Source organism: Herbiconiux sp., assembly GCF_004297105.1.
Classification (GTDB): Bacteria; Actinomycetota; Actinomycetes; order Actinomycetales; family Microbacteriaceae; genus Herbiconiux.
Window position 1 is genome coordinate 1 of the sequence record NZ_SCVE01000020.1, and the last position, 22,672, is coordinate 22,672.

General features: G+C 68.1%; 28 protein-coding genes. 18 read left to right on the forward strand and 10 right to left on the reverse strand.

Annotation, left to right across the window (positions count from 1 at the left end):
* Position 1: 1 nt before the first annotated feature.
* Positions 2 to 775 carry an MIP/aquaporin family protein gene (locus EPO52_RS16060; protein WP_290809250.1) on the reverse strand — a complete coding sequence of 258 codons (774 nt, stop codon included), beginning with the start codon at positions 773 to 775 and terminating at the stop codon, positions 2 to 4.
* A gap of 235 nt (positions 776 to 1,010) precedes the next feature.
* On the opposite strand from EPO52_RS16060, the gene dhaK reads away from it, so the two are divergent.
* The 3 genes from dhaK to dhaM all read left to right on the forward strand — a co-directional run bounded on the left by dhaK (position 1,011) and on the right by dhaM (position 3,525).
* On the forward strand, positions 1,011 to 2,012 hold the full coding sequence (gene dhaK, locus EPO52_RS16065) for a dihydroxyacetone kinase subunit DhaK (RefSeq protein ID WP_290808543.1): 1,002 nt from the start codon (positions 1,011 to 1,013) through the stop codon (positions 2,010 to 2,012).
* A gap of 140 nt (positions 2,013 to 2,152) precedes the next feature.
* A complete protein-coding gene (gene dhaL / locus EPO52_RS16070; RefSeq protein ID WP_290808546.1) occupies positions 2,153 to 2,791 on the forward strand; it encodes a dihydroxyacetone kinase subunit DhaL in 639 nt (212 codons plus the stop codon).
* 2 nt (positions 2,792 to 2,793) lie between these two features.
* The gene (gene dhaM, locus EPO52_RS16075; protein ID WP_290808549.1) at positions 2,794 to 3,525 is read left to right on the forward strand and encodes a dihydroxyacetone kinase phosphoryl donor subunit DhaM; all 732 of its coding nucleotides are present in this window, start codon (positions 2,794 to 2,796) and stop codon (positions 3,523 to 3,525) included.
* Between the two features lie 13 nt (positions 3,526 to 3,538).
* Here dhaM and EPO52_RS16080 read toward each other — a convergent pair whose 3' ends face one another.
* Positions 3,539 to 3,988: a nitroreductase family deazaflavin-dependent oxidoreductase gene (locus EPO52_RS16080; protein WP_290808552.1), complete on the reverse strand. Its 450-nt coding sequence runs from the start codon at positions 3,986 to 3,988 to the stop codon at positions 3,539 to 3,541.
* Positions 3,989 to 4,257: 269 nt separating this feature from the next.
* Between EPO52_RS16080 and EPO52_RS16085 the strand changes: the two genes are divergently transcribed.
* The 6 genes from EPO52_RS16085 to EPO52_RS16110 all read left to right on the forward strand — a co-directional run bounded on the left by EPO52_RS16085 (position 4,258) and on the right by EPO52_RS16110 (position 9,399).
* Positions 4,258 to 4,494, forward strand: a complete 237-nt coding sequence (locus tag EPO52_RS16085) for a hypothetical protein (RefSeq protein WP_290808555.1) — start codon at positions 4,258 to 4,260, stop codon at positions 4,492 to 4,494.
* 59 nt (positions 4,495 to 4,553) lie between these two features.
* On the forward strand, positions 4,554 to 5,357 hold the full coding sequence (locus tag EPO52_RS16090) for a hypothetical protein (RefSeq protein WP_290808558.1): 804 nt from the start codon (positions 4,554 to 4,556) through the stop codon (positions 5,355 to 5,357).
* A 106-nt stretch (positions 5,358 to 5,463) separates the two neighbouring features.
* On the forward strand, positions 5,464 to 5,901 hold the full coding sequence (locus EPO52_RS16095) for a YciI family protein (protein WP_290808561.1): 438 nt from the start codon (positions 5,464 to 5,466) through the stop codon (positions 5,899 to 5,901).
* The gene (locus tag EPO52_RS16100; RefSeq protein WP_290808564.1) at positions 5,901 to 7,151 is read left to right on the forward strand and encodes an RNA polymerase sigma factor; all 1,251 of its coding nucleotides are present in this window, start codon (positions 5,901 to 5,903) and stop codon (positions 7,149 to 7,151) included. The genes EPO52_RS16095 and EPO52_RS16100 overlap by 1 nt, the downstream gene beginning before the upstream one ends.
* 61 nt (positions 7,152 to 7,212) lie before the next feature.
* The gene (gene argG / locus EPO52_RS16105; RefSeq protein WP_290808567.1) at positions 7,213 to 8,655 is read left to right on the forward strand and encodes an argininosuccinate synthase; all 1,443 of its coding nucleotides are present in this window, start codon (positions 7,213 to 7,215) and stop codon (positions 8,653 to 8,655) included.
* 3 nt (positions 8,656 to 8,658) lie between these two features.
* Positions 8,659 to 9,399, forward strand: coding sequence for a DUF1345 domain-containing protein (locus EPO52_RS16110; RefSeq protein ID WP_290808570.1), 741 nt, complete (start codon positions 8,659 to 8,661; stop codon positions 9,397 to 9,399).
* A gap of 9 nt (positions 9,400 to 9,408) precedes the next feature.
* On the opposite strand, the gene EPO52_RS16115 is transcribed toward EPO52_RS16110, so the two are convergent.
* The gene (locus EPO52_RS16115) at positions 9,409 to 10,368 is read right to left on the reverse strand and encodes a zinc-binding alcohol dehydrogenase family protein (RefSeq protein ID WP_290808573.1); all 960 of its coding nucleotides are present in this window, start codon (positions 10,366 to 10,368) and stop codon (positions 9,409 to 9,411) included.
* A 71-nt stretch (positions 10,369 to 10,439) separates the two neighbouring features.
* Here EPO52_RS16115 and EPO52_RS16120 point away from each other — a divergent pair, with 71 nt between their 5' ends.
* Positions 10,440 to 10,877: a MarR family transcriptional regulator gene (locus tag EPO52_RS16120; protein ID WP_290808576.1), complete on the forward strand. Its 438-nt coding sequence runs from the start codon at positions 10,440 to 10,442 to the stop codon at positions 10,875 to 10,877.
* 51 nt (positions 10,878 to 10,928) lie between these two features.
* On the opposite strand, the gene EPO52_RS16125 is transcribed toward EPO52_RS16120, so the two are convergent.
* The gene (locus EPO52_RS16125) at positions 10,929 to 11,420 is read right to left on the reverse strand and encodes an FBP domain-containing protein (protein WP_290808579.1); all 492 of its coding nucleotides are present in this window, start codon (positions 11,418 to 11,420) and stop codon (positions 10,929 to 10,931) included.
* A gap of 260 nt (positions 11,421 to 11,680) precedes the next feature.
* Between EPO52_RS16125 and secA2 the strand changes: the two genes are divergently transcribed.
* The gene (gene secA2, locus EPO52_RS16130) at positions 11,681 to 13,990 is read left to right on the forward strand and encodes an accessory Sec system translocase SecA2 (RefSeq protein WP_290808582.1); all 2,310 of its coding nucleotides are present in this window, start codon (positions 11,681 to 11,683) and stop codon (positions 13,988 to 13,990) included.
* 203 nt (positions 13,991 to 14,193) lie between these two features.
* Here secA2 and EPO52_RS16135 read toward each other — a convergent pair whose 3' ends face one another.
* Positions 14,194 to 14,481 (reverse strand): hypothetical protein, encoded by a 288-nt coding sequence (locus EPO52_RS16135; RefSeq protein ID WP_290808585.1) that lies wholly within the window; start codon positions 14,479 to 14,481, stop codon positions 14,194 to 14,196.
* A 152-nt stretch (positions 14,482 to 14,633) separates the two neighbouring features.
* Between EPO52_RS16135 and EPO52_RS16140 the strand changes: the two genes are divergently transcribed.
* The gene (locus EPO52_RS16140) at positions 14,634 to 15,023 is read left to right on the forward strand and encodes a VOC family protein (RefSeq protein WP_290808588.1); all 390 of its coding nucleotides are present in this window, start codon (positions 14,634 to 14,636) and stop codon (positions 15,021 to 15,023) included.
* Between the two features lie 52 nt (positions 15,024 to 15,075).
* Complete coding sequence (locus tag EPO52_RS16145; RefSeq protein ID WP_290808591.1) at positions 15,076 to 15,738, forward strand: dihydrofolate reductase family protein; 663 nt, start codon at positions 15,076 to 15,078, stop codon at positions 15,736 to 15,738.
* A gap of 37 nt (positions 15,739 to 15,775) precedes the next feature.
* On the opposite strand, the gene EPO52_RS16150 is transcribed toward EPO52_RS16145, so the two are convergent.
* Entirely contained in the window at positions 15,776 to 16,786 is a 1,011-nt protein-coding gene (locus EPO52_RS16150) for a helix-turn-helix domain-containing protein (RefSeq protein WP_290808593.1), read from the reverse strand.
* 80 nt (positions 16,787 to 16,866) lie between these two features.
* On the reverse strand, positions 16,867 to 17,841 hold the full coding sequence (locus tag EPO52_RS16155; RefSeq protein ID WP_290808596.1) for an alpha/beta hydrolase: 975 nt from the start codon (positions 17,839 to 17,841) through the stop codon (positions 16,867 to 16,869).
* Between the two features lie 210 nt (positions 17,842 to 18,051).
* Here EPO52_RS16155 and EPO52_RS16160 point away from each other — a divergent pair, with 210 nt between their 5' ends.
* Genes EPO52_RS16160 through EPO52_RS16175 form a run of 4 tightly spaced genes read left to right on the forward strand, consistent with a single transcriptional unit; the run spans position 18,052 to position 20,108 of the window.
* Complete coding sequence (locus EPO52_RS16160; RefSeq protein ID WP_290808599.1) at positions 18,052 to 18,474, forward strand: arsenate reductase ArsC; 423 nt, start codon at positions 18,052 to 18,054, stop codon at positions 18,472 to 18,474.
* Complete coding sequence (locus EPO52_RS16165; RefSeq protein ID WP_290808601.1) at positions 18,471 to 18,647, forward strand: hypothetical protein; 177 nt, start codon at positions 18,471 to 18,473, stop codon at positions 18,645 to 18,647. The genes EPO52_RS16160 and EPO52_RS16165 overlap by 4 nt, the downstream gene beginning before the upstream one ends.
* A gap of 58 nt (positions 18,648 to 18,705) precedes the next feature.
* Entirely contained in the window at positions 18,706 to 19,641 is a 936-nt protein-coding gene (gene mmuM / locus EPO52_RS16170; protein ID WP_290808607.1) for a homocysteine S-methyltransferase, read from the forward strand.
* A 47-nt stretch (positions 19,642 to 19,688) separates the two neighbouring features.
* Entirely contained in the window at positions 19,689 to 20,108 is a 420-nt protein-coding gene (locus tag EPO52_RS16175; protein ID WP_290808610.1) for a Rid family hydrolase, read from the forward strand.
* A 63-nt stretch (positions 20,109 to 20,171) separates the two neighbouring features.
* On the opposite strand, the gene EPO52_RS16180 is transcribed toward EPO52_RS16175, so the two are convergent.
* Entirely contained in the window at positions 20,172 to 20,489 is a 318-nt protein-coding gene (locus EPO52_RS16180; protein ID WP_290808613.1) for an antibiotic biosynthesis monooxygenase family protein, read from the reverse strand.
* 95 nt (positions 20,490 to 20,584) lie between these two features.
* Here EPO52_RS16180 and EPO52_RS16185 point away from each other — a divergent pair, with 95 nt between their 5' ends.
* On the forward strand, positions 20,585 to 21,208 hold the full coding sequence (locus EPO52_RS16185; RefSeq protein WP_290808616.1) for a TetR family transcriptional regulator: 624 nt from the start codon (positions 20,585 to 20,587) through the stop codon (positions 21,206 to 21,208).
* A 63-nt stretch (positions 21,209 to 21,271) separates the two neighbouring features.
* On the opposite strand, the gene EPO52_RS16190 is transcribed toward EPO52_RS16185, so the two are convergent.
* Together EPO52_RS16190 and EPO52_RS16195 are read right to left on the reverse strand one after the other, a co-directional pair.
* Entirely contained in the window at positions 21,272 to 21,901 is a 630-nt protein-coding gene (locus tag EPO52_RS16190) for a hypothetical protein (protein ID WP_290808619.1), read from the reverse strand.
* Positions 21,898 to 22,494 (reverse strand): sigma-70 family RNA polymerase sigma factor, encoded by a 597-nt coding sequence (locus tag EPO52_RS16195; RefSeq protein WP_290808622.1) that lies wholly within the window; start codon positions 22,492 to 22,494, stop codon positions 21,898 to 21,900. The genes EPO52_RS16190 and EPO52_RS16195 overlap by 4 nt, the downstream gene beginning before the upstream one ends.
* Between the last annotated feature and the right edge of the window lie 178 nt (positions 22,495 to 22,672).

Consider the following 22,672-nt stretch of genomic DNA (forward strand, 5'->3'; position numbering starts at 1 on the left):
GCTAGGTGAGGATGGGGAGCAGCGGGATGGCGAGCAGCCCCGCGAGCACACCACCGATGATCGGGCCCACCACGGGAACCCACGAGTACGACCAGTCGGAAGACCCCTTGCCCTTGATCGGCAACAGGAAGTGCGCAATCCGCGGACCGAGGTCACGAGCCGGGTTGATCGCATACCCCGTCGGACCACCGAGCGACGCGCCGATACCGATCACGAGCAGAGCCACCGGAAGCGCACCGAGCGCGGCCAGACCGCCATCGCCCTGACGGCCACCACCGAAACCGATCACCACGAACACCAGCACGAACGTGCCGATGATCTCGGTGACGAGGTTCCACCCGTACGAACGGATCGCGGGACCGGTCGAGAACACACCCAGCTTGTTCGCCGCCTCGGGCTCCTCATCGAAGTGCTGCTTGTACGCCAGCCACACGAACACCGCACCGATGATCGCACCGATCAACTGCGCACCGATGTACGCGATCACCGTCAAGAAATTCACATCCACCGGGGTGGCCGCAGAACCGAACTCCGTCGCGCCGTTCGCCACGAGCCCGAGGGTCACCGCGGGGTTGAGGTGCGCGCCGGATGCGTACGCCACGATCACACCGGCGAAGACCGCGAGGCCCCAGCCGATGTTCACCATCAGGAAGCCGCCGTTGAAGCCCTTGGTGCGTGTCAGGGCGACGTTGGCCACGACACCGCAGCCGAGGAGCACAAGGAGGGCTGTACCCACCAGCTCCGAGAGAAAATCGATTCCGAGATTGTCCACGATGACCTTCTTTCGCACTGTTCGGCCACCCGCTGTGGCCTCCGTGGTGAACGGGATGTCCCGAGCATATCCCCAGGATCTTGCCAGGTACATGCCCCCGCGCCCACTCCGGTGGGTCGTTCTCCACAGGGTGGGATCGGCGCTACCGGATCGAATCGCAAACAGCGTAGATTTGCACTGGATGGCCCGGTCCGGGCTCCCGTCGCGGGCGACGAACGTCCGATCGAAGGGAATTTCAATGAAGAAGCTCATCAACGATCCGAAGAACGTCGTCGACGAAGCGGTGGCCGGCTTCGAGGCCGCTCACGGCGACATCGTCGTGGTGTCCCACGATCCCATCTACATCGTGCGCAAAGACGCGCCTGTCGCGGGCAAGGTCGGCATCGTCAGCGGTGGCGGCAGCGGCCACGAGCCCCTGCACGGCGGATTCGTCGGCTACGGGATGCTCGACGCCGCCGTTCCCGGCCCCGTCTTCACGTCTCCCACGCCCGACCCCATCCTCGCCGCCACGAAGGCCGTCGACTCCGGTGCAGGCGTGCTGCACATCGTGAAGAACTACACGGGAGACGTTCTCAACTTCGAGACGGCGGCCGACCTCGCGGCCGCCGACGACATCGAGGTGCGCACCGTGATCGTCGACGACGACGTGGCGGTGAAAGACTCGCTCTACACGGCCGGCCGGCGTGGCGTGGCGGGCACGGTTCTGGTGGAGAAGATCGCCGGCGCGGCCGCCGAGCGGGGCGACGACCTCGATGCTGTGGCCGCCATCGCCACGAAGGTCAACTCGCAGGTGCGCACCATGGGTGTCGCCCTCACGCCCTGTGTCGTGCCGCACGCGGGGGAGCCGAGCTTCACCCTCGCCGACGACGAGATCGAGATCGGCATCGGCATCCACGGCGAGCCCGGCCGCGAGCGCATCAAGCTCGAGCCGGCCGACGCGATCGTCGACCGACTGCTCGCGCCGATCCTCGAAGACATGCCACTCGCGTCCGGCGACAAGGTGCACCTCCTGGTGAACGGCATGGGCGGCACGCCTCAGGTGGAGCTCTACATCGTGTTCCGCCACGCGGCCGCGGTGCTCGCCGAGAAGGGCGTGGAGGTCACCCGCTCGCTGGTGGGCAACTTCGTCACATCGCTCGAGATGCAGGGCGTCTCGATCAGTGTTCTGAAGCTCGACGACGAACTGACCGCGCTCTACGACGCGCCGGTCCAGACGGCCGCTCTGCGGTGGGGAAGGTAGACGCATGACAGCGACTCTGTGCATCACCCGCATGACGGGCGGGATCGAATCTGCGGTGGGGAAGGTAGACGCATGACAGCGACTCTGTGCATCACCCGCATGACGGGCGGGATCGAATCTGCGGTGGGGAAGGTAGACGCATGACTCTGGGCATCACCTGGACGACAGACTGGATCAAGGACTCCGCGCGCGTGGTCTCCGAGCACCGGGTAGAACTCGTGACGCTCGACCGTGAGATCGGAGACGGCGACCACGGTGAGAACCTCGACCGCGGGTACACGGCCGTTCTGGCCAAGCTCGGGGAGCTGCCGTCCGACGCCGTTCCGGGTGATGCCCTCAAACTCGTGGCCACCACGCTCATCTCCACGGTGGGGGGCGCATCCGGTCCTCTGCTCGGCACCGCCTATCTCAAAGCGGCCGGCGCCGTGGGCAAGGAGCCCGAACTCGATGGCGCCGCCCTGGTGGCGCTGCTCACGGCCGCTCGCGACGGCGTGGTGCTGCGGGGCAAGGCCGAGCCGGGCGACAAGACCATGATCGACGCGTGGACTCCCGCGGTCGACGCCGCGGCCGCTGCTCTCGCCGAAGGCAAGAGCGAGGTCGAGATCCTGGATGCGGCGGCCACTGCCGCCGAGGCCGGTGCCGTGGACACCGAGCCCCTCGTCGCCCGCAAGGGCCGTGCGAGCTACCTCGGCGAGCGAGCCATCGGGCACCGCGACCCGGGCGCGCAGTCGTCGTCGCTCATCATCCGTGCCGCGGCCGACGCGGCGAAGGGCCTGTGAACGTGGCGAGCACCGTGCAGCACGTCGGCATCGTCTTCGTGTCGCACAGCGCGAAGATCGCCGAAGGTCTCGTCGAGCTCGCCCGCCAGATGGCCGGCACCACCGCGCTCGTCGCGGCCGGCGGCACCGACGATGGCGGCATCGGCACCAGCTTCGACAAGGTGAGCGCCGCCGTCGGCGAGGCCGATTCGGGTTCCGGTGTGGCGATCTTCTGCGACCTCGGCTCCGCCATCCTCACCGCGGAGACCGCGCTCGACTTCCTCGACGAGGAGGTTCAGGCGCGTGTTCGTATCGTGTCGGCACCGCTCGTGGAGGGCGGCGTGGCCGCTGCCGTGGCGGCCGAGTCCGGCGCGTCGCTCGACGACGTGGTGGCGGCCGGTGAGTCGGCCAACGAGGCCGCACCGTCGAAGGTGGCGGATGCGGGCGACGGCGCCGTCGCGGCGGTGCCTGTGTTCGAGGCGGAGGCGGCCGCATCCGCCACCCCGTCGCGCACGGTGACCATCATCAACAAAGACGGTCTGCACGCCCGGCCCGCGGCCGAGTTCGTGAAGCTCGCCAGTTCGTTCCCCATCAAGGTGACGGTGAACGGCAAAGACGCCAAGAGCCTGCTCGGCATCATGTCGATGGGGCTGACGAAAGGCGCCCAGGTGGAGATCGCCAGCGCCGATCCCCAGGGGGCCGACGCGGTGAACGCGCTGGCCGACCTCGTGGAGACCGGGTTCGGCGAGGCCTAGGCAGGCGCCCCGGCTACGACTGAGCCGACTCGAGGCGGGTCAGCAGGAAGACCGGGATCTGCCGATCGGTCTTCTTCTGGTAGTCGGCGTAGGGAGGGTACGCGGCCACGGCGCGCTCCCACCAGATCGCCTTCTCGTCGCCCGTGATCTCGCGCGCGGTGTAGTCGTGCTTCACGGGGCCGTCCTGCAGCTCGACGTGCGGGTTCTTCACGAGGTTGTAGTACCAGACCGGATGCTTCGGTGCGCCGCCCAGCGAGGCCACCACCGCGTACTCGCCATCGTGTTCGACCCGCATCAGCGGATTCTTGCGCAGACGCCCTGAGCGGGCACCCACCGAGGTGAGGATGATGACGGGCATTCCGTTCAGCATCGTTCCTTCGGTGCCGCCCGAGCCTTCGTAGGTCTCGAGCTGCTGACGGGCCCAATCGCTGGTTCCCGGTTCGTATTCTCCTGTGAGTGGCATGGTTCTATTCAACTCCAGCACCGCCCCGGTATTCCACAGATCGACGCCGGCGTCGACCGGGGTGTGGGTTCCGTGGGAGGATTCGGGTGGGGCACAGGGGATTCAAGACGAACGGTCGGAAGGATCGAACACAACAGATGGCCAGCGGTACAACAAGCAAATGCCCGCTCTGCGGAAGGTCGATCGCGGTCGGCCTGGTGTCGGGAACCTTGATCCAGCACGAGGACAAGACAGGTCTGCGGTGCTCGGGATCGGGCAAGGAGCCTGTGGTGGCCGCGCCCCGCAGCTCGGCTGCTGCACGCGCGAAGTCTGCGGCATCCGGAGCGGCGCCGAAGCGCACCAGCCCGGCCACGAAGGGCTCGCTCAGCGTTCGCAAGGTCGAGGTCGACCCGGAGGTGGCTCGTGAACGCGCCGAGAAGTCGGAGCGCCTGCGGCAGGAGCGCGCCGAAGCGGCACGCGCCCGCAATGAGGTGCACGTCTCCTACTTCGACGAGCCACGGGCCTGATACGCCGCACACGAACAGGTCGTGACGATGGGTGACGACCGCCGGTGGATGATGGAGCGATGCACTCGATTCGGTCTCCGTATCTCGAGAGCGTAGCGGCACGCCGCCGGGCGACGATCCTTGCCGAGTATCTTCCGTCTCGGCTCGACGGGTTCGTCGATCTCGCGCTCGATGGCGGCTCGCTCGCGATCACCGTGATGAGCCGGCATCCGGGCGCCTTCGTGACGATGGCATCGACCGAGTCGGAGCTGCTCACGGTGTGGCAGGTGGCGCAGTCCGAACCCGAGGCGCTCGTCGACGCGGTCACCTTCCATGGCGACCGCCACAGCCGTTCGTACTTCGCGGCCCTGCGCGACTCCGCGGTGCGCGGAGACGCGGGCCGTGCGGGGGAGGTGGGCGCCGCATCCGAATCGGTGGAGCGGGCTGCACGTTTCGTGTATCTGCGCGGTAGTGCGCGCGCGGATGCGCATGGCCGTCCGCTCCGTCGCTTCGACGAGGCGGAGTACGGCCGCGACTCGGTCGCTTTCGACGCCTCGAACCTCCTCGCTCTCGGGCGCCTGCTGGCGCAGCGCGACATCGCCTTCCTGGAGCGGCCGCCCTTCGAGGTGCTCGGCGACATCCGGGAGGGCGATCTGGTGCTGCTCGATCCGCCCGCCGATGCGGTCGGGGGCCCCTCGCCCCGAGAGCTACGGAGCCTGGCCGGCTCGATCACCGCCCGAGGGGGCTTGGTGCTTGCCCCGGGGGGCGGCGACGCGCACGCCGGGTGGCAGGCATCCGCGGGCCTCACGTCACTGGGGCGGCGGGACGGACTCGAGATCTGGGTCAACGGCGGACTCCTCCGGGCGCATCGCGACGCGGGCTGAGGGTTCCCGAGAACATTTTTCCGTGCGATGTCGATTTCGGTCGCGGCTGTTCGACGCGATAGTAGAGGGAGCCATGAACGGCACCCCACGATGGAGGAGACATCCCATGAAGTACATGCTGATCATGCGCACCACGGCCGAGGCCATCGAGGCGTCGAAGGATCTCGATTTCGAGGAGATCATCAACGCCATGGGCGCGTTCAACGAGTCGATGATCACCGCCGGCGTACTCATCGGCGGCGACGGCCTGAGCGATGCCAAGGAGGGCTTCGTGGTCGACTTCTCGGCGCAGCCCCCCGCGGTGACCGACGGCCCCTACGGCGAGGTGCACGAGCTCTTCAACGGCTTCTGGATCCTGCAGGTGTCGTCGAAGGAGGAGGCGCTCGAGTGGGCGCTCCGCGCGCCGCTCGGCGCCGGGACGAAGCTCGAGGTGCGCCGCATCACGGATGAGAGCGACTTCGCCGACTACGCCGACAACGAGTTCATCCAGAAGGAGAAGGAGTGGCGGGCCGCGGAGTCCGAGGGCACGTCCCCCGCGCTGTAATGGACGCCCGGCGCTCGGTCGACGCCGTCTGGCGCATCGAGAGCGCGCGCATCGTGGCGACGCTCGTGAAGATGGTGGGCGACGTCGGCCTCGCCGAGGATCTCGCGCAGGAGGCCCTCGTCGACGCGCTCTCACAGTGGTCGGAGACCGGGGTTCCGCAGAATCCCGGGGCCTGGCTCACCGCGGTGGCGAAGCGCAAAGCGATCGACAGCTGGCGGCGGCGCGCGCGGCTCGACGATCGCTACCGGGCCATCGCGCACGACCTCGAAGGCCAGGCGGCGGGCCCGGATGCCCCGGGCGGCGCCGGCTGGGAGCCGATCGACGACGACGTGCTGCGTCTGATCTTCATCGCCTGCCACCCGGCGCTCAGCCAGGACGCGCGTGTCGCCCTCACTCTGCGCGTCGTGGGCGGGCTCAGCACCGAGGAGATCGCGCGGCTGTTCCTGCTCCCGGTCGCGACCGTGCAGCAGCGGATCGTGCGGGCGAAGAAGACACTCACGGCGGCGCAGGTGCCCTTCGAGACGCCCGAGCCGGCCGAGTGGCCCGCCCGACTCGGTTCTGTCGAGGGGGTCGTGTACCTGATCTTCACCGAGGGCTATGCGGCGACATCCGGAGACCGGTGGATGCGCGCGGAGCTGGCCGGGGAGGCCCTCCGCATCGGGCGCGTTCTCGCCGGTCTGCTGCCTCGCGAAGGCGAGGTGCACGCCTTGGTGGCGCTGATGGAGTTCCAGGCCTCTCGGTTCGGGGCGCGCACGACACCGGACGGCACCCCGGTGCTGCTCGAGGATCAGGACCGCACGCGATGGGACCGCGCGCAGATCGTGCGGGGGAGCGCGGCGCTGGCTCGAGCGGATGCCCTGGGCCGGGGGCGTGGCCCCTACGCCCTGCAGGCGGCCATAGCCGAGTGCCATGCGATCGCGCCGAGCATCGCCGAGACCGACTGGGAGCGGATCGTGGTGCTCTATGAGGCGCTCGGGCGTCTGGCGCCGAACCCCGTCGTCGACCTCAACCGGGCCGTGGCCGTCTCGATGGCCGTCGGGCCCGCATCCGCTCTGCGTATCGTCGATGAGATCGAGGAAGCGGGGTCGCTGCGGGGGTCGCCGCTGCTGCCGAGCGTGCGGGGCGAACTGCTCGCGCGCCTCGGGCGAAAGGATGAGGCGCGCTCCGAGCTGGCCACGGCTGCCGGTCTCACCGCGAATGAGCGGCAGCGCGCGGTGCTGCTCGGCAAGATCGCGGCGCTCGGCGGCTGAGGGAGCTCGAACGACCGTGGAGCGTGCGATCGGGCATCCCTCGCCGCGCTAGGGTTTTGGTATGTCCAAGGTTCTCAGCTCCCTCCCTGTCGGCGAACGTGTCGGCATCGCCTTCTCCGGGGGTCTCGACACCTCCTGCGCCGTCGCCTGGATGCGCGAGAAGGGCGCTGTGCCCTGCACCTACACGGCCGACATCGGCCAGTACGACGAACCCGAGATCGACAAGGTGCCGAGCCGCGCCATCGAGTACGGCGCCGAGATCGCCCGTCTCGTCGACGCGAAGAGCGCTCTCGTCGAGGAAGGTCTTGTGGCGCTGCAGTGCGGCGCGTTCCACATCCGCTCCGGGGGCAAGACGTACTTCAACACCACGCCGCTCGGCCGCGCCGTCACCGGCACGCTTCTGGTGCGCGCCATGAAGGACGACGGTGTCGACATCTGGGGCGACGGCTCCACCTACAAGGGCAACGACATCGAGCGCTTCTACCGCTACGGCCTGCTCGCCAACCCGCGTCTGCGTGTCTACAAGCCCTGGCTCGACGCCGAGTTCGTGGGCGAGCTGGGCGGGCGCACCGAGATGAGCGAGTGGCTCGTGGCGCGCGGCTTCCCCTACCGCGACTCCACCGAGAAGGCCTACTCCACCGACGCCAACATCTGGGGCGCCACGCACGAGGCGAAGAAGCTCGAAGAGCTCTCGACCGGGCTCGACATCGTGGAGCCGATCATGGGCGTCGCGGCTTGGCGCGACGACGTGCAGATCGCCACCGAGGAGGTCTCGGTTCGCTTCGAGGCCGGCCGCCCCGTCGCCATCAACGGCGTCGAGTTCGCCGACCCGGTGGCCCTCGTGCTCGAGGCCAACGCCATCGGCGGCCGCCACGGTCTCGGTGCCTCCGACCAGATCGAGAACCGCATCATCGAGGCGAAGAGCCGCGGCATCTACGAGGCGCCGGGCATGGCGCTGCTGCACATCGTGTACGAGCGCCTCCTCAACGCGATCCACAACGAGGACACCGTGGCGAACTACCACACCGAGGGCCGCCGCCTCGGCCGCCTCATGTACGAGGGTCGCTGGCTCGACCCGCAGTCGCTCATGCTGCGCGAGTCCATCCAGCGCTGGGTCGGCTCCGCCGTCACCGGTGAGGTCACCCTGCGGCTCCGTCGCGGCGACGACTACACGATCCTCGACACCACGGGCCCCGCGCTCAGCTACGACCCCGACAAGCTCTCCATGGAGCGCGTCGGCGACGCCGCTTTCGGGCCCGGCGACCGCATCGGCCAGCTCACCATGCGCAACCTCGACATCGCCGACTCGCGTTCGCGACTCGAGCAGTACGCGGCGGCGGGCATCATCGGGGGAGCCACGGCTGAACTCGTGGGCACCCTCGAAGCCGGCGAGGCCGACGAGATCCTCGAGGGCACCGCGGGGTCGGATGCGGCCTCCGCCGCCCTCGAGCGAGCCACCGACGCGGCTTCCGAAGGCGCGGCGTTCGACTCCGGAACCGACTGAGCCATGCTGGCCGGGGGCGAGCCATCCGGCCTGCCGGTTCCTGAGCCGGAGCCGCAAGCTGCTCCGCACCACGAACCCGGCACGTCGACCAAGCGCGGCTGGCTTCTCGTGGGATTCATCCTGAGCTCCCTCGCCCAGCTCGGCCTCGTGGCGCTCGGGCTCAGCTATCTCTTCGACGAGAGCGACTTTGGCGGCGCGTTCATCCTGCTCACCTGGTGTCTGGCCGGATCGCTCTACGTTCTGGTGGCGGTGATCGTGCTCGGCCGGCTCTCGCGCCAGTCCACCGACCGGCCGCTGCGGCCGTCGCGGCTCGAAGTGGGCCGGGTTGCTCGGGTGGTGGCGTTCGTCTCCACCATCCTCACCAGCCTGATCGGAGTGGCTGCGGCGATCCAGCTCGTGAGCTACCGGTCCGATCCCGAGTGGGGTCAACTCACCGTGGTGGTGGGGGTGTGGGCGATGGTGCTGTCGTGGGGGCTCCTGCACTGGGGCTTCGCGCAGATCTACTACCAGGATTACTACAAGGCGGCTGAGCCCATCATGCGGTTCCCGTCGACGCCGTATCCGCGTCTGGTCGACTTCGTCTATTTCTCGTTCACCCTCGGCACCTCGTTCGCTGCGAGCGACATCGAGGTGCAGAGCAGCCGACTGCGCTGGCGCGTGGTGTGGCACTCGGTGATCAGCTTCTTCTTCAATGGCCTGATCATCGTGTTCGCCCTGAACTCCATCCTGAGCGCCGGCGGCTGAGACCGACCGTCAGGGAACGATCACGATGCGGCGGCGCGCGAGCGGCGCATCCGTCCACGCCTGCTCGACGTCGCTCAGCGGAACGGTCAGCGGATCGACCTCGAACCCTCCCGCCGTGATCGCTGCGGCGATGTCGGCCAGTTCGGCCAGGATGTCGCGCGTGCTCACCGACCCCTGCCCGCTCCCCACGATCGAGAGCTTCGACGAGCGCAGGGCGGCCGACGGGATACCGGCGGTCGGTCCTGCGACGGAGCCGATCTGCACCCAGGCGAGCGGAATTCCCCGATCGGCGCGCTGGGTGACGATGCCGGTCATCGCGGCGGATGCGGGCTCGCCCCAGACGTAGTCGAGCACGACGTCGACATCGGATGCGGCGGCGCCCACCCTGCGGGCCACCTCGACTGAGTCGCCCGCGAGTGACACGACATCGTCGGCACCGAAGTGGTGGAGCTCCGACAGGGTTGCCGCGTCGCGGCCCGCGGCGACGATCCGCGATGCGCCGAGGCGGGCGGCGACCTGGACCGCCATGCGACCCGCGCTGCCCGTGGCGCCGAGCACGAGCACCGACTGGCCGGCTTCGAAGGGGATGCGGCGGCGAAGAGCGAGCCACGACGACATCACGGGATTCATCGCGGCCGCGACGCTGACGGGGTCGCTTCCCTCGGGGAGCACGACGCTCCGTCGAGTATCGATCACCGTCTGCTCGGCCAGGGAACCGAGTGTCGTGTCGCCGAGCACGAAGTAGCGGAGGAGGCCGTCGCTGCCGCGACCTACGCCGTCGACCCCTGGCACCAGCGGGAGGACGCCGGTGCTCGTGTAGTGCGAGCCGTCGGCCTGGGAGCGCACGCGCGGGTGCAGACCGGCGGCGAGCACATCGACCACCAGCTGGTGGTCGATGAGCGCGGAGGGCGCGGGGAACTCGTCGAATCGCGGGGCGAGGTCGAATGTGTGAACGACAGCGGCTTTCATGAGGGCTCCTTAGTACGTAATACGAACTAATAATAGTTGGTGATACGAACTATGACAAGTAGTCTTGAGTCATGGACACTTCCGAGCCCGAAGATCCAGGACTGGTCGACGCCCTGGTGCAGTCGTCGTTCGTGGTCATCGCCGCCCTCAGTTCTCTTGCCGCCGCGCACGACCTCTCGCTCACGCAGCTGCGCGTGCTCGCGATCCTGCGCGACCGACGGTTGCGGATGGCGGGCCTGGCCGGTTACCTCGGTCTCGAGCGCTCGACGCTGTCGGGGCTCGTCGACCGCGCAGAGAAGCGCGGGTTGCTCGAGCGGGCTCCGAGCGCCGACGACGGCCGGGCGATCGAGGTGTTCCTCGCGCCCGGCGGGCGGGAGCTCGCCGACAGGATCACGGTCGAGGCGGGCGCAGCTCTGGCGCCGCTCACCGCAGCGCTCGCTCCGGGCGACCGCGCCCGGCTGACGGGGTTGCTCGGGAGCATGCTCGAACCGGGTGCGCGCCCGCGATGATCTGCGGCCGCGCACCCGTTCGAACCCGGCAGGCGCTCTCCCGGTACCGGGTCAGCCGGTGTGCGCCACCTCGCGAGCGAAGGCCTCAGCGTGCAGCTGGAGCTCCCGGATGCGGTCGATACGGGCCGCCTCGGCGTCGAAGCCGATGTACGCCATCGGAGGGAGCTTGCGCACCGTGGCGGAGCATCCGAAATCGGCGCAGATGAGGGTTCCGATCGTGTCGCCGTTGCGGCCTGCCGCCCCCGCGCGTTTCGCCGAGTAGAACACGACGTCGTTCGTGAGGTTCACGTCGGAGCACCACGAGCACTGCGGGCGAGTGAGCGGACGGGCGTCGGCTTGGCGCAGCACGACGCCGACAGGTCGGCCGTCGACCTCGGCCACGATGTAGCTGCGGCGGGCGAGCTTGCGGTCGTGCCAGCCGAAGTAGTCGAGCGCCTCGAAGCGGGTCTGCGCGAAATCGGTGGGGAAGGCCGCATCCGACACCTCCTTGCGGGAGGCGTTCACGAAGGATGCGCGAATCTGCTGTTCGGTCAAAGGGGTCATCGTTCTCATACCAATCGTCATCGTCTCGGCCTCGCGGCCGCGTCTGTGCCCGCGCGACGCGCGAGCGGGGATCTCTACCGCGGGAGGCGGCTATCTGGTACCGGCGAGAACGACGCCGGCAACCTCCCCACGCCCCGAGGGCGACACGATGCGACTGATGGATGACACCTGTCGAGGGTAACAAACGCGGGCGGGAGTCACCTGTCCGGCGGCGGGGAACCGGGTCGGGTCTCGTCACAAACGCGACGTATACTCATGCAATGGTGCAGCGGGCGCGGGGCAGGATGCTCCGCCAGTTCCTGGGCATCGGGGGAGTGGCCGAGTTCCGCCTCGAGCGGCGGGTGGTCGCGTCCGCCGAGCTGACCCGCCCGGCGGCGGCGCCCCGGCCCGGCGCGTTGGCGGCGCTGCGTTCTTCCGGCACTCGGGGGTGGAGCGCCGAGCAGGAGCGCGAGTTCTGCGCACGGGCGGCGGCGGCCGCCGAAGAGGCAGTGGGCCTGCGAGCCTATCCGGGGCAGCTCGTGGCGGCGCTCGCGCTTCTCCACGGGCACGGTGTGCAGATGGCCACAGGGGAGGGCAAGACCCTCGCCGGGGCACTGGCCGCGATCGCGGGCGCTCTCCAGGGGCGTTCGGTGCACGTGCTGTCGGTGAACGACTATCTCGCCCGGCGCGACGCGGAGTGGATGGCCCCGCTCTACAGCGCCTTCGGTATCAGCGTCGGCTGGGTGTCGGCGGAGCTCGATCGGGACGAGCGCCGCTCCGCCTACCTCTGCGAGGTCACCTACGTGTCGGTCAGCGAAGTGGCATTCGACGTGTTGCGCGACCGGTTCCGAACCGATCCGGCCGATGATGCGATCGTGGAGCGGGATGTCGCTCTCGTCGACGAGGTCGACGCGGTGTTGATCGACGAGGCCACCACACCTCTCGTGCTCGCCGGCGAGGCGTCTCCTGACCAGGACGACGGCCTGGCGGCGGACATCGATCCCCGCGTGGTCGCGGCCGCGGTCGCCGAGCTGCACGATGGCACCGACTTCGAGGTCGACTCCGACCGCCGCAACGTCTCGCTCACCGATGCGGGCACGGCCCGCATCGAGCAGTCGCTCGGTCTGACGAATCTCTTCGCGTCGGATCACGATCACCTCACGGCCGTGAATCTCGCGCTGCACGCGCGAACCCTCGTGCAACGCGACGTCGACTACCTCGTTCGCGACGGTGCGCTCGAGGTCGTGAACACGGCGCGCGGCCGCATCGCGGCCGCCCAGCGGTGGCCCGATGGGCTGCACGCCGCCATCGAGGCGAAGGAGGGGCTCGGCACGAGTGTCCTGAGCGAGGTGCTCGACTCGATCACGGTGCGTGCTCTCATCCGGGGGTATGCGTCGGTGTGCGGCATGAGCGGCACGGCGATGGATGTCGCGGAACTGCTCGCCGAGTCCTACGGATTCACCACGGGTGAGGTCGACCCGCGCGTGCCGTCGGTGCGAGACGACCTGCCCGACCGCGTCTTCCGCACCCGAGACGAGAAGCAGCGCGCCCTGGTCGAGCATGTCGTCGTCGTCGCCCGCACGGGGCGGCCGGTGTTGATCGGCACCGGGAGTGTGGCGGCATCCGAGACCCTCGCGACCGCGCTGGCGGAAGCCGGTGTCGCGACCGTGGTGCTCAATGCGAAGAACGACGCGGAGGAGGCGGAGATCATCGCGCGGGCCGGTGAGTTCGGGCGCGTGACCATCTCGACCCAGATGGCGGGCAGGGGAACCGACATCCGGCTGGGCGGAGTCGACGAGCACGATCGCGAGCGCATCCTGGGCCTTGGCGGCCTGTACGTGATCGGCGCAGAGCGGCAGAGCAGTTCCCGGCTCGACGGGCAGCTGCGGGGCCGGGCAGGGCGGCAGGGTGATCCGGGGTCGACGGTGTTCTTCGCGAGCCTCGACGACGACGTCATCGTGGCGAATCTCGACGTGGCCGAGAAGGAGGGCGGCGACGCCATCCGAGCGGATGCGGCACTCTTCGATCACGCGCAGAGGGTTGCCGAGGCGACGCGAGAACAACTCCGCACGTCGACGTTGCACTATTCCGAGATCCCTGCCCGGCAACGCGAGGCGGTGCTGCGGCTTCGTGAGGGCGTGTTCCACGGGGAGGTGCCCGAGGGCCTCACCTCCGACGAGAGTGCAGCCGGCCTCGCCGTACTCGAACTGCAGTTCGGCACCGAGGCGGTCGTCGAGTTCCGGCGCGAGCTCGTGCTCCATCACCTCGACGCGGAGTGGAGCCGGCACGCGGCGGTGCTCGCGGCTGCGCGAGAGGGTATCCATCTTCGATCGCTTGCGCGCGATGATCCGCTCGCCGTCTACGACAAGATCGCCTATTCGGAGTTCGAGCAGTTCGTTCCGCGGGTGTCCGCAGCGGTGGCCGAGGCCGTCGCGAGCGCACGGGCGGCCGGGCGTGTGGACGCCGGTCTCGCGGCCCTCCGTCGGCCGAGTTCCACCTGGACCTACATGGTGGTCGACGACCCGTTCGGCTCTCCCGAGAGGCGCCTCGCACGGCGCATCACGCGGGGGCTGCGGAGGCTCGTGGGCTGACGAAGCCCGGGCCGTGTCGTGCCGTGCCGTCAGTGTGTGTGGCGGTGGTGGCTGTCGGGGTAGTGCTCGTGCGTGTGGGTGAGTGGGGCGTGGGTGTGCGGATGCTTGTGCCAGCCGCGCGGGCCGACATCCTGTGCCGGCTCGTGGTCGTGCTGGTGGTGCTCGTCGTGGGTGTGCCAGTGGTCGTGGGTGAGCGCCGACGGTCAGTGGGCTGCGGTCGTGTACCGCTCGTCCTGGTCGGTGCGGCGCAGCGAGATGAGCACGCCGATGACGGCGAAGACGATCGGCAGGGCGCCGAAGATCAGCAGATCGAGCCACGAGAGCTCGCCGCGTGTGGCGGAATTCAGCAGGATGCCGAGTGCAGCGATGAGGGCGGAATCGAGGCCCAGTACGATGGCGATCCGGTTGCCGCTGCGGAAGCAGATGACCGCCGCCGTGATCGTGATCGCGAGCAACGCGAGCGAGATGAGCAGTGTCCAGATGCCGATCATGTGACCATCCCTTCGGTTGCCTGCCACGAGTCTAGGAGTTGACAGGCGCGTGTGCGCGTGCCTACCGTGCAGGAAGTCGGGGTGCGTGACACGATCGACACCACACCGCTCGCGCTGATCGCCGATCGGTGTTCGGCAGAAGAGGAGACACCGTGAGACTCCAGACCGTGAGCATCTTCGTCGACGACCAGCAGCGTGCGCTCGACTTCTACACGTCCCGACTCGGGTTCGTGGTGTGCGACGACGTGCCGCTCGGCGAGCATCGGTGGCTGACCGTCGTCGATCCGGATCGGCCTGACGGCACCCGGCTGCTGCTCGAGCCGAAGGCGCATCCGGCGGTCGCACCATTCACCGAAGCGCTCGCGGGCGACGGTATCCCGTACCTCGTGCTGGGCGTCGACGACGTGCAGGCCGAGTACGACCGGCTTGTGGCGCTGGGGGAGACGTTCACCCAGCCGCCCACGCCGATGGGTCCCGTGATCATCGCGGTGCTCGACGACACCTGCGGCAACCTCCTGCAGCTCGCCCAGTTCGAGGGCTGAGGACGGACGCCTGAATGTGGACGATGTACACATTCGCTGCTAGCGTGGCGGCATGACGAAGCTCAGGGTTCACAATCTCGCGGTGTCGCTCGATGGGTTCGCGACGGGCGAGGGGCAGTCGCTCGAGACGCCGTTCGGGCACGCGGGGCATCGGCTGATGAGCTGGTTCTTTCCAACCCGGAGTTTCGTGGCCATGACGGGCCACGACGATGAGGCAGTGGGGCGCGGCACGAGCGGCGTCGATGATGCCTTCGCGTCGGCCACGAACCAAGGGATCGGCGCCGAGATCATGGGGCGCCGCAAGTTCGGGCCGCAGCAGGGGCCCTGGGAGGATGAGTCCTGGCGCGGTTGGTGGGGTGAGGAACCGCCGTTCCACTCACCGGTGGTGGTGCTCACCCATCACGAGCGGCCCGACCTGGCGGTCGGCGAGACGACGTTCCTGTTTCGTTCGCTCGGCCCTGCCGATGCCCTGGCGCTGGCGACCGAGCAGGCGGGCGCTCTCGATGTGCGACTCGGCGGTGGCCCCACCGTCGTGCGCGAGTTCCTCCAGGCGGATCTCGTCGATCACCTGCACATCGTGGTGGTGCCGATCCTGCTCGGCCGCGGGGTACGTCTGTGGGACGGCCTCGAAGGGCTGGAAGACCGCTTCTCGGTCGAGGTGACGGCGTCGACCTCGGGCGTCGTGCACTACGTGTTCACCAGGTTGCCGCGCTGATCGGAGGCTCCGCTGAAGGAGTGGTCTGATCGACGGCTCAGTCGAGGCGGGTGGTGGCCAGGCGGTGCAGGGCCAGCGCGAGGGTGAGGCGCACCCGGCCGCCCGGGGAATGCACGTCGAAGCCCAATGCCTGGGCGATCTGGGTCGCCTTCGCCTGCACGGTCGAGTGGTGCAGGCCGAGTTCGAGGGCGACCGCGCGCAGGCTGTCGTTCTCGGCGAGCACGTCGAGGAGATTCTCCTGCTGCGGATGTGCGCGGAGAAGCGCTCCGACGGCGAGCGCATCCGGAGCCGGTGGGCCTGATCCGACCGCTGCGGCCAGAACGAGGAGCCCTCCGAGGCTCTCCGAGTCGACCACGGGGGAGTGCGCCGACGTCAGTCGCAGGGCGACCAGAGCGGATGCCCACGACGAGTCGAGCGCGTCGGCGCGTGCTGCGACACCGATGCCCGCCCGCTCGAGATCCCCCGTGTCGGCCGGCGATTGGATCGAGACCCTGACCGCTCCGGCAGCCGTGCCGATCACGAGGCTCGGCCGAGCATGTTCGACCGATGACGGCGTCGCGATCACCCGATAGGAGGCCGAGGGATCGAGGTGCAGCCGCGTCGCTGCGGCGACCCGTGCCTCCTCGCTGGAATCCGAGTCGATGAGGGTCTCGATGGCCCTCCGCGACGCGGCGGCGGGCGACGTGCGGTCGATCGCGATGTCGAGCGCGATCGCGAGTCGCTCCACGATCATCTCGTCATTCGCGTGAGCCGCGCCCTCGCGTTCGATCCAGGCTCTCCCATCGTCTCCGAACGTGTGTGTCGGCCATCCGTCGATGCGCTCGGGTGTTCCGTGCACGCCGGGGGAGCGGATGCCCGTCGCGTCGACTCGATGGGTGCGGCCTTCCGCACTGAATCCCGCGGCGCATCCGCTCAGCACGGCCGCACCGCGCAGGAGCACGTCGACTCCCGCCCGGCCGTCGACGAGGGCATCGAAATAGGAGATGACCTTCAGGGTTTCCGTCGCCTCGGCGTCGAGTGCCGTCAGGCGACCCACGAGTTCCTGCATCTTCGCTGCTCACTGGTAGGGGTCTCTGCCCCACCACCCTAGCTGCGGCGGGGGCGATGAGGCAGAGCTTCGCGCTGAGCTCAGGCCCCGAGCACTCGATGCAGCCACGCCACCCGTGCGGCTCGGGCCTCCATGGAGAGCGCGGCCTGCGGTGCCATGGCGTCGAAACCGTGGAATCCGCCCGGCCACACATGCAATTCGGCCACGCCGCCCTGCTCCCAGATCTTCGTCGCGTAGGCGACATCCTCGTCGCGGAACACCTCGGCTGTGGCGACGTCGATGAAGGCGGGTGGCAGTCGGGTGAGGTCGGTCGCGCGGGCGGGTGCGGCGTAGATGGAGACGTCGGCGGTGCGGCGTCGTTCGCCGAGGAGGGCATTCCAGCCGGTGTCGTTGCTGCCGCGATCCCACACCCCGAAACCGTCGACCTGGTGGCTCGAGACGGTCTCGTTGCGGTCGTCGAGCATCGGGTAGATCAGCAGCTGGCCGGCGAGGGCGGGTGTTCCGAGATCCCGCGCCTTCAGGGCCACCCCCGCAGCGAGGCCGCCCCCGGCGCTTGCGCCGCCGATCACGATGCGAGCGGGGTCCACCCCGAGTTCCTCCGCGTGCTCGGCGAACCAGACGAGCCCGGCGTACGAGTCGTCGACGGGAGCAGGATCGGGGTTCTCGGGGGCGAGCCGGTATTCGACCGACGCAACCACGGCGTCGAACTCGAGCACCCAGCTGAGAAATTCGTCGGCACCGGTGAAGCGGTCGCCGATGACCATCCCGCCACCGTGGGTGTGGTAGATCCCCGGTCCGCCCGCGACGTGGTCGGTGCGCGTGAAGAGGGAGATCACGATGTCGGGGGCGCCCGCCGGGCCGGGAACCGTGCGCTCCTCGTGCCGGATGGGACGGTCGGCGATGAGGTCGGCGATCGGCGGGGCCAAGAAGCCGCCGTCGCGCATCGGGCCGATCATCTCGGGGGTGAGGGTGGACGGGAGCATCTCGCCCAAGGCGGCGAGCGCTGCGCCGAGTTCGACGTCGAACGGGGGAGCGGGGTGGATCGTGGTCGTCATGATGACCTCCAGTGGTCGTGGCCACATCGTTGTGGCGTGATCCATCCTGACGTGCCGCTGACGCCCGCCTCTACCGCCATGTGCACGCGGATGTCGGCTCCCGCCCGCCAACTGGCGGCCCGGCGGTACGCATGTCGGCTTCCTGATTCATCGCCGTTCACTTCCCGCCACTAGCATCAGCACAACACACCCGACCGAGGAGCCGCCGAAGTGACCGACACGTCCGCCACCACCCCGAAGCCCGCCGTCTTGTTCGTGTGCGTGCACAACGCCGGCCGGTCGCAGATGGCCGCGGGCTATCTCCGAGCGCTGGCCGGCGACCGCGTCGACGTGTTCTCGGCCGGCAGTGAGCCTGGCGATCAGGTGAATCCCGCCGCTGTCGCCGTGATGAACGAGGAAGGGATCGACCTCGCGGGTGCTGTCCCGCAGATCCTGACGACCGATGCCGTGCGTCAGGCCGATGTCGTGATCACGATGGGCTGCGGTGACGCGTGCCCGATCTTCCCGGGCAAGCGCTATGAGGACTGGGAGCTCACCGACCCGGCCGGGCTCCCTGTGGAGCAGGTTCGGCTGGTGCGTGACGACATCAAGGGCCGCGTGCGGGCGCTGATCGAGAGCCTGAACGCGGAGTGAGCCGCATCCCTGTCGCTGCGACGGGTGCGATCTGCGTAGCGGCCCTGTTGGCGGGCTGTAGCGATTGGAGCGAGTACAACGACCTGCGCGACTCTCCCGCGGTGACCTCGTGCGTGGAGACCGCCCGAGGATCGTCGATCGAGACGCACGTGGCGAGTCTCGAACGGCGCTGAGAGCCACGCGCTGTCCCGTTCGCTCGGTCGGGCGGTGGCGGCGAGGCACAATGAAGACATGGAGCTGAACCGCGGGTGGTGGACGGTCGACGGAGGGCTCGGCACCCTTCTCGAAGCGCGTGGTCACGACCTCTCCGACAGCCTGTGGAGTGCCCGCCTCCTGGCGAGCGATCCCGCTGCGATCCAGGCCGCTCACGAAGAGTTCTTCGCGGCCGGCGCCCAGATCGCCGTCAGCGCGTCGTACCAGGTGGGCTTCGAAGCGTTCGAACGGTTCGGGATCAGCCGCACGGACACGGAGCGGCTCCTGGCTTCGAGTGTCGAGCTCGCCCGGGCGGCGCGCTCGGTCGCCCTCGGCGCCGGACCGGCGCCCGATGCGCCGCTCCTCGTCGCGGCATCGGTCGGACCCTACGGCGCCACCTGCGGTGATGGTTCGGAATACAGCGGATCTACCGGGCTCAGCAGGGCGGAATTGCGCCACTGGCACGAGCGACGCTTCGAGGTGCTCGTCGATGCCCGCCCCGATCTGCTCGCGATCGAGACCATCCCGACGCTCGACGAGGCAACGGCGCTCACCGACCTTCTGCGCGGCTCCGGCGTCCCGGCTTGGCTCTCCTTCACGATCGAAGCGGGCCGGCTGCGTTCCGGCGAGCCGATGGAGGAGGGGTTCCGGCTGGCCGACGGTGTCGATGAGCTCCTGGCCGTCGGCATCAACTGCTCTCATCCGCGTGAGGTGCTTCCGGCGATCGCGGCCGCACGCGCCGTGACCGATCGAGCGATCGTGGTCTATCCCAATTCCGGAGAGGTCTGGAACGGAGCGAGCCGAAAGTGGCAGGGAGCGTCCTGGTCCGGCGACGTCAAGGCGTGGTCGGATGCCGGTGCGACACTGATCGGCGGGTGCTGCCGCGTGATGCCGGCCGAGGTCGGGGCCATCCGTGCCGCGCTCGACTCCTCGGGCCACGCCAACGATCACGGATGCGCGGGGTCAGCACCGTAGTATGTCGGGAGCAGCGCCGTCGATATCAAGCCCCGGGGGAGCGACCTGTGGAACGTGACGTGATCTTCACTCCGGATGCGCCGTGGAGCCCCGGCGGTTCCAGCCAGGCGATCGCCCACAACGGTCTGCTCTACGTGTCGGGCCAGCTTCCGATCGACCCGGCGACCGGGCAGATGCTGCCTCGCCCGCTGAACCCGTTGTTCGGGGGCGGTGATCAAGCGGTGAGCGCTCAGACGCGACAGTGCTTGAACAATGTGAACGCGATCTGTCAGGCCGCAGGGGCTGACCTGTCGAACGCGATCAAGCTCACCATCTACACGCCCATGCTGATCGAGTTCGCCGGCGTCATCGATCGTGTCTACCGCGAATCCTTCGCATATGACCCTCCGGCACGTTCGATGATCGGAGTGAATGTGCTGCAGGGCAATGCGCTGGTGCAGATCGACGCGATCGTGGCGCTCAACTGAGACGGCGGGGGAGCGGTCGGCGGCAAGACCTACCAGGTGTGCGCGTGCGACCTGTTCCCGTGATCAGCTCGAGAAGACGACGTGGACGTCCACGCGCATCGACGGATCCAGCCCTGCTTCGTCGGCAAGCAGATCGAACACGCGCTGGTGGGGTTCGTCGAGTTGCTGATTCGAGTAGTGACGATCGAACGAATCCTGATCCCGGTAGAACTCGAACGCCCACATCACGTCCGGGTTGCTGGCGTCGCGACTGAGCGACCATTCCACGGGTCCATCCGGGTCGCCCGTGAAGTGGAGGTCGTTGCAGAGCTGGAAGAGTTCATCGCCCCTCCCGGGCTTGGCCTGGAAGCGCAGGACCACACCTGGCTGATTCGTCTTCATGAAGGTCTCCTTGCTGTTCGGTATCCGAGGCGACGCCTTTGGATCACTGCTCCAAATAGTTTGGATCAACGATCCAAACATGTCAAGATGGATCCATGGTGGAGTCGAAGAACAAGGTCCGTCGTGTGGACGCGCTGTCGAAGGATCGAATCGTCCTAGCCGCGGTCGAGATTCTCGACGCGTCGGGGGAGGGGGGCCTCACCACCCGGAGTCTCGCGGCGTCTCTCAACACCGGATCGGGCGCGATCTTCCATCATGTCGGCAGCAGGGATGAGCTTCTGCGAACCGCGGTTGACAGCGTCATCGCTGACGTGACTGCCGGCATGGCGCACGAGGGGACACCTGAAGAGTCCATTCGGATGCTGATGCTCGGAGTCTTCGACGCGATCCAGGCGCATCCCTGGGTCGGCGCACAACTTGCCCGCGAGCCGTGGCAACCCGCTCTCCTCGAGATCTTCTTCGAGATCGGCAGCAGGCTCCAACTCCTCGGGGTTCCCGAGGCCGAGCTCTTCGACGCGGCTTCGACCCTGCTGGGCTACCTCCTGGGTGTTGCCAGCCAGCATGCCGCCGCCGTGAATCTCTCGCGGAATACCGACCGGGCGAACCGCCGTGCATCGTCAGATCATCCGTTTGCCCCGCACGTGACACGACTCGCCGATCATGACGACCGCGTGCAGTTCGTGGCTGGAGTGGAGATCATCCTGGCGGGGATCGCGTAATAGGGCAGGTGCGGGTCCAGATCGGGGCCGGTCACCCAGCACCTCCGGGGGGCCGGATGGAGCCTATGACACGGTGCGGTTGAAGGTGACGGTCGGATTCGCGGGGGGTCCCGAGACTGTGCAGAGGGCGATGATGTTGCTCACTGGCGTCGAACCGGTGGGCCAATTCACGTAGACAGTTGCGACTGATGACCATTCGGATTCGGGGATGCTGTCCTGCGTGTAGGGGTCGACGCCTGCTTTCACGCTGTCGTCAGTGAACTCTGCCGCTGTTGGCACGGGGTCGAATCCGGCAAACCCCTCCTGGGGAGTGGCGTCGATGCAGGCTTGGTAGGCCTGTCGAGCATCGAAGCCATTGACGAACGGCCCTTCCGGTTCGATCGGGGTCGTGCCTGTTGGAGTGGCTGAGGTCGTAGGCGTTGGGGTGGGGGTCGGTTCCGCCAAGGGGGTGGGGCTGGCGGTAGCGCTGTGTGGTGGAGTGCTTGCGATGGGCGGGGTGGTGCCGAGGTTGGGGAGGCCGGCGACGATGATGGCGACGGCAGCTGTGGCGACTCCGGTGATCAGTGCGATGCTTCCGGCGGCTGTGATGATCCGACGTGAGGAGTGCTTTCTGCCAGTACTCGTGCGTGCGTGCGCGAGTATCGTCCGGCGCATGGATGCGGACAGTTGTGGGTCCAGGTCGGGGCCGGTCATCGAGCACCTCCGGTGTGTGCTGTTTCGTTGTTGAGTGTTGATAGCACGTCGGCGGCGAGGCGCTGCTTTGCGCGTGACAGCCTTGATTTGACCGTCCCGGTTGGGATGGAGAGCACCGCCGCAGCGTCGGCGGTGGAGAGTTGCTGGATGATGCAGAGCGTGATTATGTCCTGATCTCGCTTCGGAAGCCTGGAGAGAGCGTCGCGCACTTGGCCATTCAATGACTGCGTGTCGAGTCTGTCGGCGACTTCGTCCGCCGGGTCGATGTCGTGCAGGGGCTCTCGCATCTGTTCGAGAAGGGTGCGATAGCGGCGTCGTGAACGGTCGAGGTTTCGTGCGAGGTAGTTGGCGGTCACGAGGAGCCAGCCGATCATGGAGCCGTCGACCATGCGGACGGAGTCGCGTCGCCTCCATTTTTCGAGGAAAGTCGCAGCGGTGACATCCTCGGCGTCGTGGATGGTGGGTGCCATCCGTTGTGCCTGATGGAAGACGCGGTTTCGGTGAAGGTCAAAGATCGCGCCGAACGCGGTGGGATCGCCAGCGCGGGCTGACTCCCAGCTGGCAGCTTCGTCGTCAGGTGTAGTGATGGTCACGTTAAGAGATTGTCCCGACTCGTCGTTTGGTTCCATTTATTGCCACGGTCTGAGACGTAAGCCCAGAACAGAGCGGTGATCGGGCCTGGAATGTCAGACGGACTCGTGAGTACCCGAAGTTCTGTCATTGCAGAAAGAGAGCTTGAGCAGCCTTTTACTTGACATAATGTGCATTATC

Bases quoted from the DNA above. Each gene is read 5' to 3' on its own strand.
- dhaK (WP_290808543.1), top strand. From the start codon at position 1,011: ATGAAGAAGCTCATCAACGATCCGAAGAACGTCGTCGACGAAGCGGTG.
- dhaL (WP_290808546.1), top strand. From the start codon at position 2,153: ATGACTCTGGGCATCACCTGGACGACAGACTGGATCAAGGACTCCGCG.
- EPO52_RS16080 (WP_290808552.1), bottom strand. From the start codon at position 3,988: ATGCCACTCACAGGAGAATACGAACCGGGAACCAGCGATTGGGCCCGT.
- EPO52_RS16090 (WP_290808558.1), top strand. From the start codon at position 4,554: ATGCACTCGATTCGGTCTCCGTATCTCGAGAGCGTAGCGGCACGCCGC.
- EPO52_RS16095 (WP_290808561.1), top strand. From the start codon at position 5,464: ATGAAGTACATGCTGATCATGCGCACCACGGCCGAGGCCATCGAGGCG.
- EPO52_RS16100 (WP_290808564.1), top strand. From the start codon at position 5,901: ATGGACGCCCGGCGCTCGGTCGACGCCGTCTGGCGCATCGAGAGCGCG.
- argG (WP_290808567.1), top strand. From the start codon at position 7,213: ATGTCCAAGGTTCTCAGCTCCCTCCCTGTCGGCGAACGTGTCGGCATC.
- EPO52_RS16110 (WP_290808570.1), top strand. From the start codon at position 8,659: ATGCTGGCCGGGGGCGAGCCATCCGGCCTGCCGGTTCCTGAGCCGGAG.
- EPO52_RS16115 (WP_290808573.1), bottom strand. From the start codon at position 10,368: ATGAAAGCCGCTGTCGTTCACACATTCGACCTCGCCCCGCGATTCGAC.
- EPO52_RS16120 (WP_290808576.1), top strand. From the start codon at position 10,440: ATGGACACTTCCGAGCCCGAAGATCCAGGACTGGTCGACGCCCTGGTG.
- EPO52_RS16125 (WP_290808579.1), bottom strand. From the start codon at position 11,420: ATGACCCCTTTGACCGAACAGCAGATTCGCGCATCCTTCGTGAACGCC.
- secA2 (WP_290808582.1), top strand. From the start codon at position 11,681: ATGGTGCAGCGGGCGCGGGGCAGGATGCTCCGCCAGTTCCTGGGCATC.
- EPO52_RS16135 (WP_290808585.1), bottom strand. From the start codon at position 14,481: ATGATCGGCATCTGGACACTGCTCATCTCGCTCGCGTTGCTCGCGATC.
- EPO52_RS16145 (WP_290808591.1), top strand. From the start codon at position 15,076: ATGACGAAGCTCAGGGTTCACAATCTCGCGGTGTCGCTCGATGGGTTC.
- EPO52_RS16150 (WP_290808593.1), bottom strand. From the start codon at position 16,786: ATGCAGGAACTCGTGGGTCGCCTGACGGCACTCGACGCCGAGGCGACG.
- EPO52_RS16155 (WP_290808596.1), bottom strand. From the start codon at position 17,841: ATGACGACCACGATCCACCCCGCTCCCCCGTTCGACGTCGAACTCGGC.
- mmuM (WP_290808607.1), top strand. From the start codon at position 18,706: ATGGAGCTGAACCGCGGGTGGTGGACGGTCGACGGAGGGCTCGGCACC.
- EPO52_RS16180 (WP_290808613.1), bottom strand. From the start codon at position 20,489: ATGAAGACGAATCAGCCAGGTGTGGTCCTGCGCTTCCAGGCCAAGCCC.
- EPO52_RS16185 (WP_290808616.1), top strand. From the start codon at position 20,585: ATGGTGGAGTCGAAGAACAAGGTCCGTCGTGTGGACGCGCTGTCGAAG.
- EPO52_RS16190 (WP_290808619.1), bottom strand. From the start codon at position 21,901: ATGACCGGCCCCGACCTGGACCCACAACTGTCCGCATCCATGCGCCGG.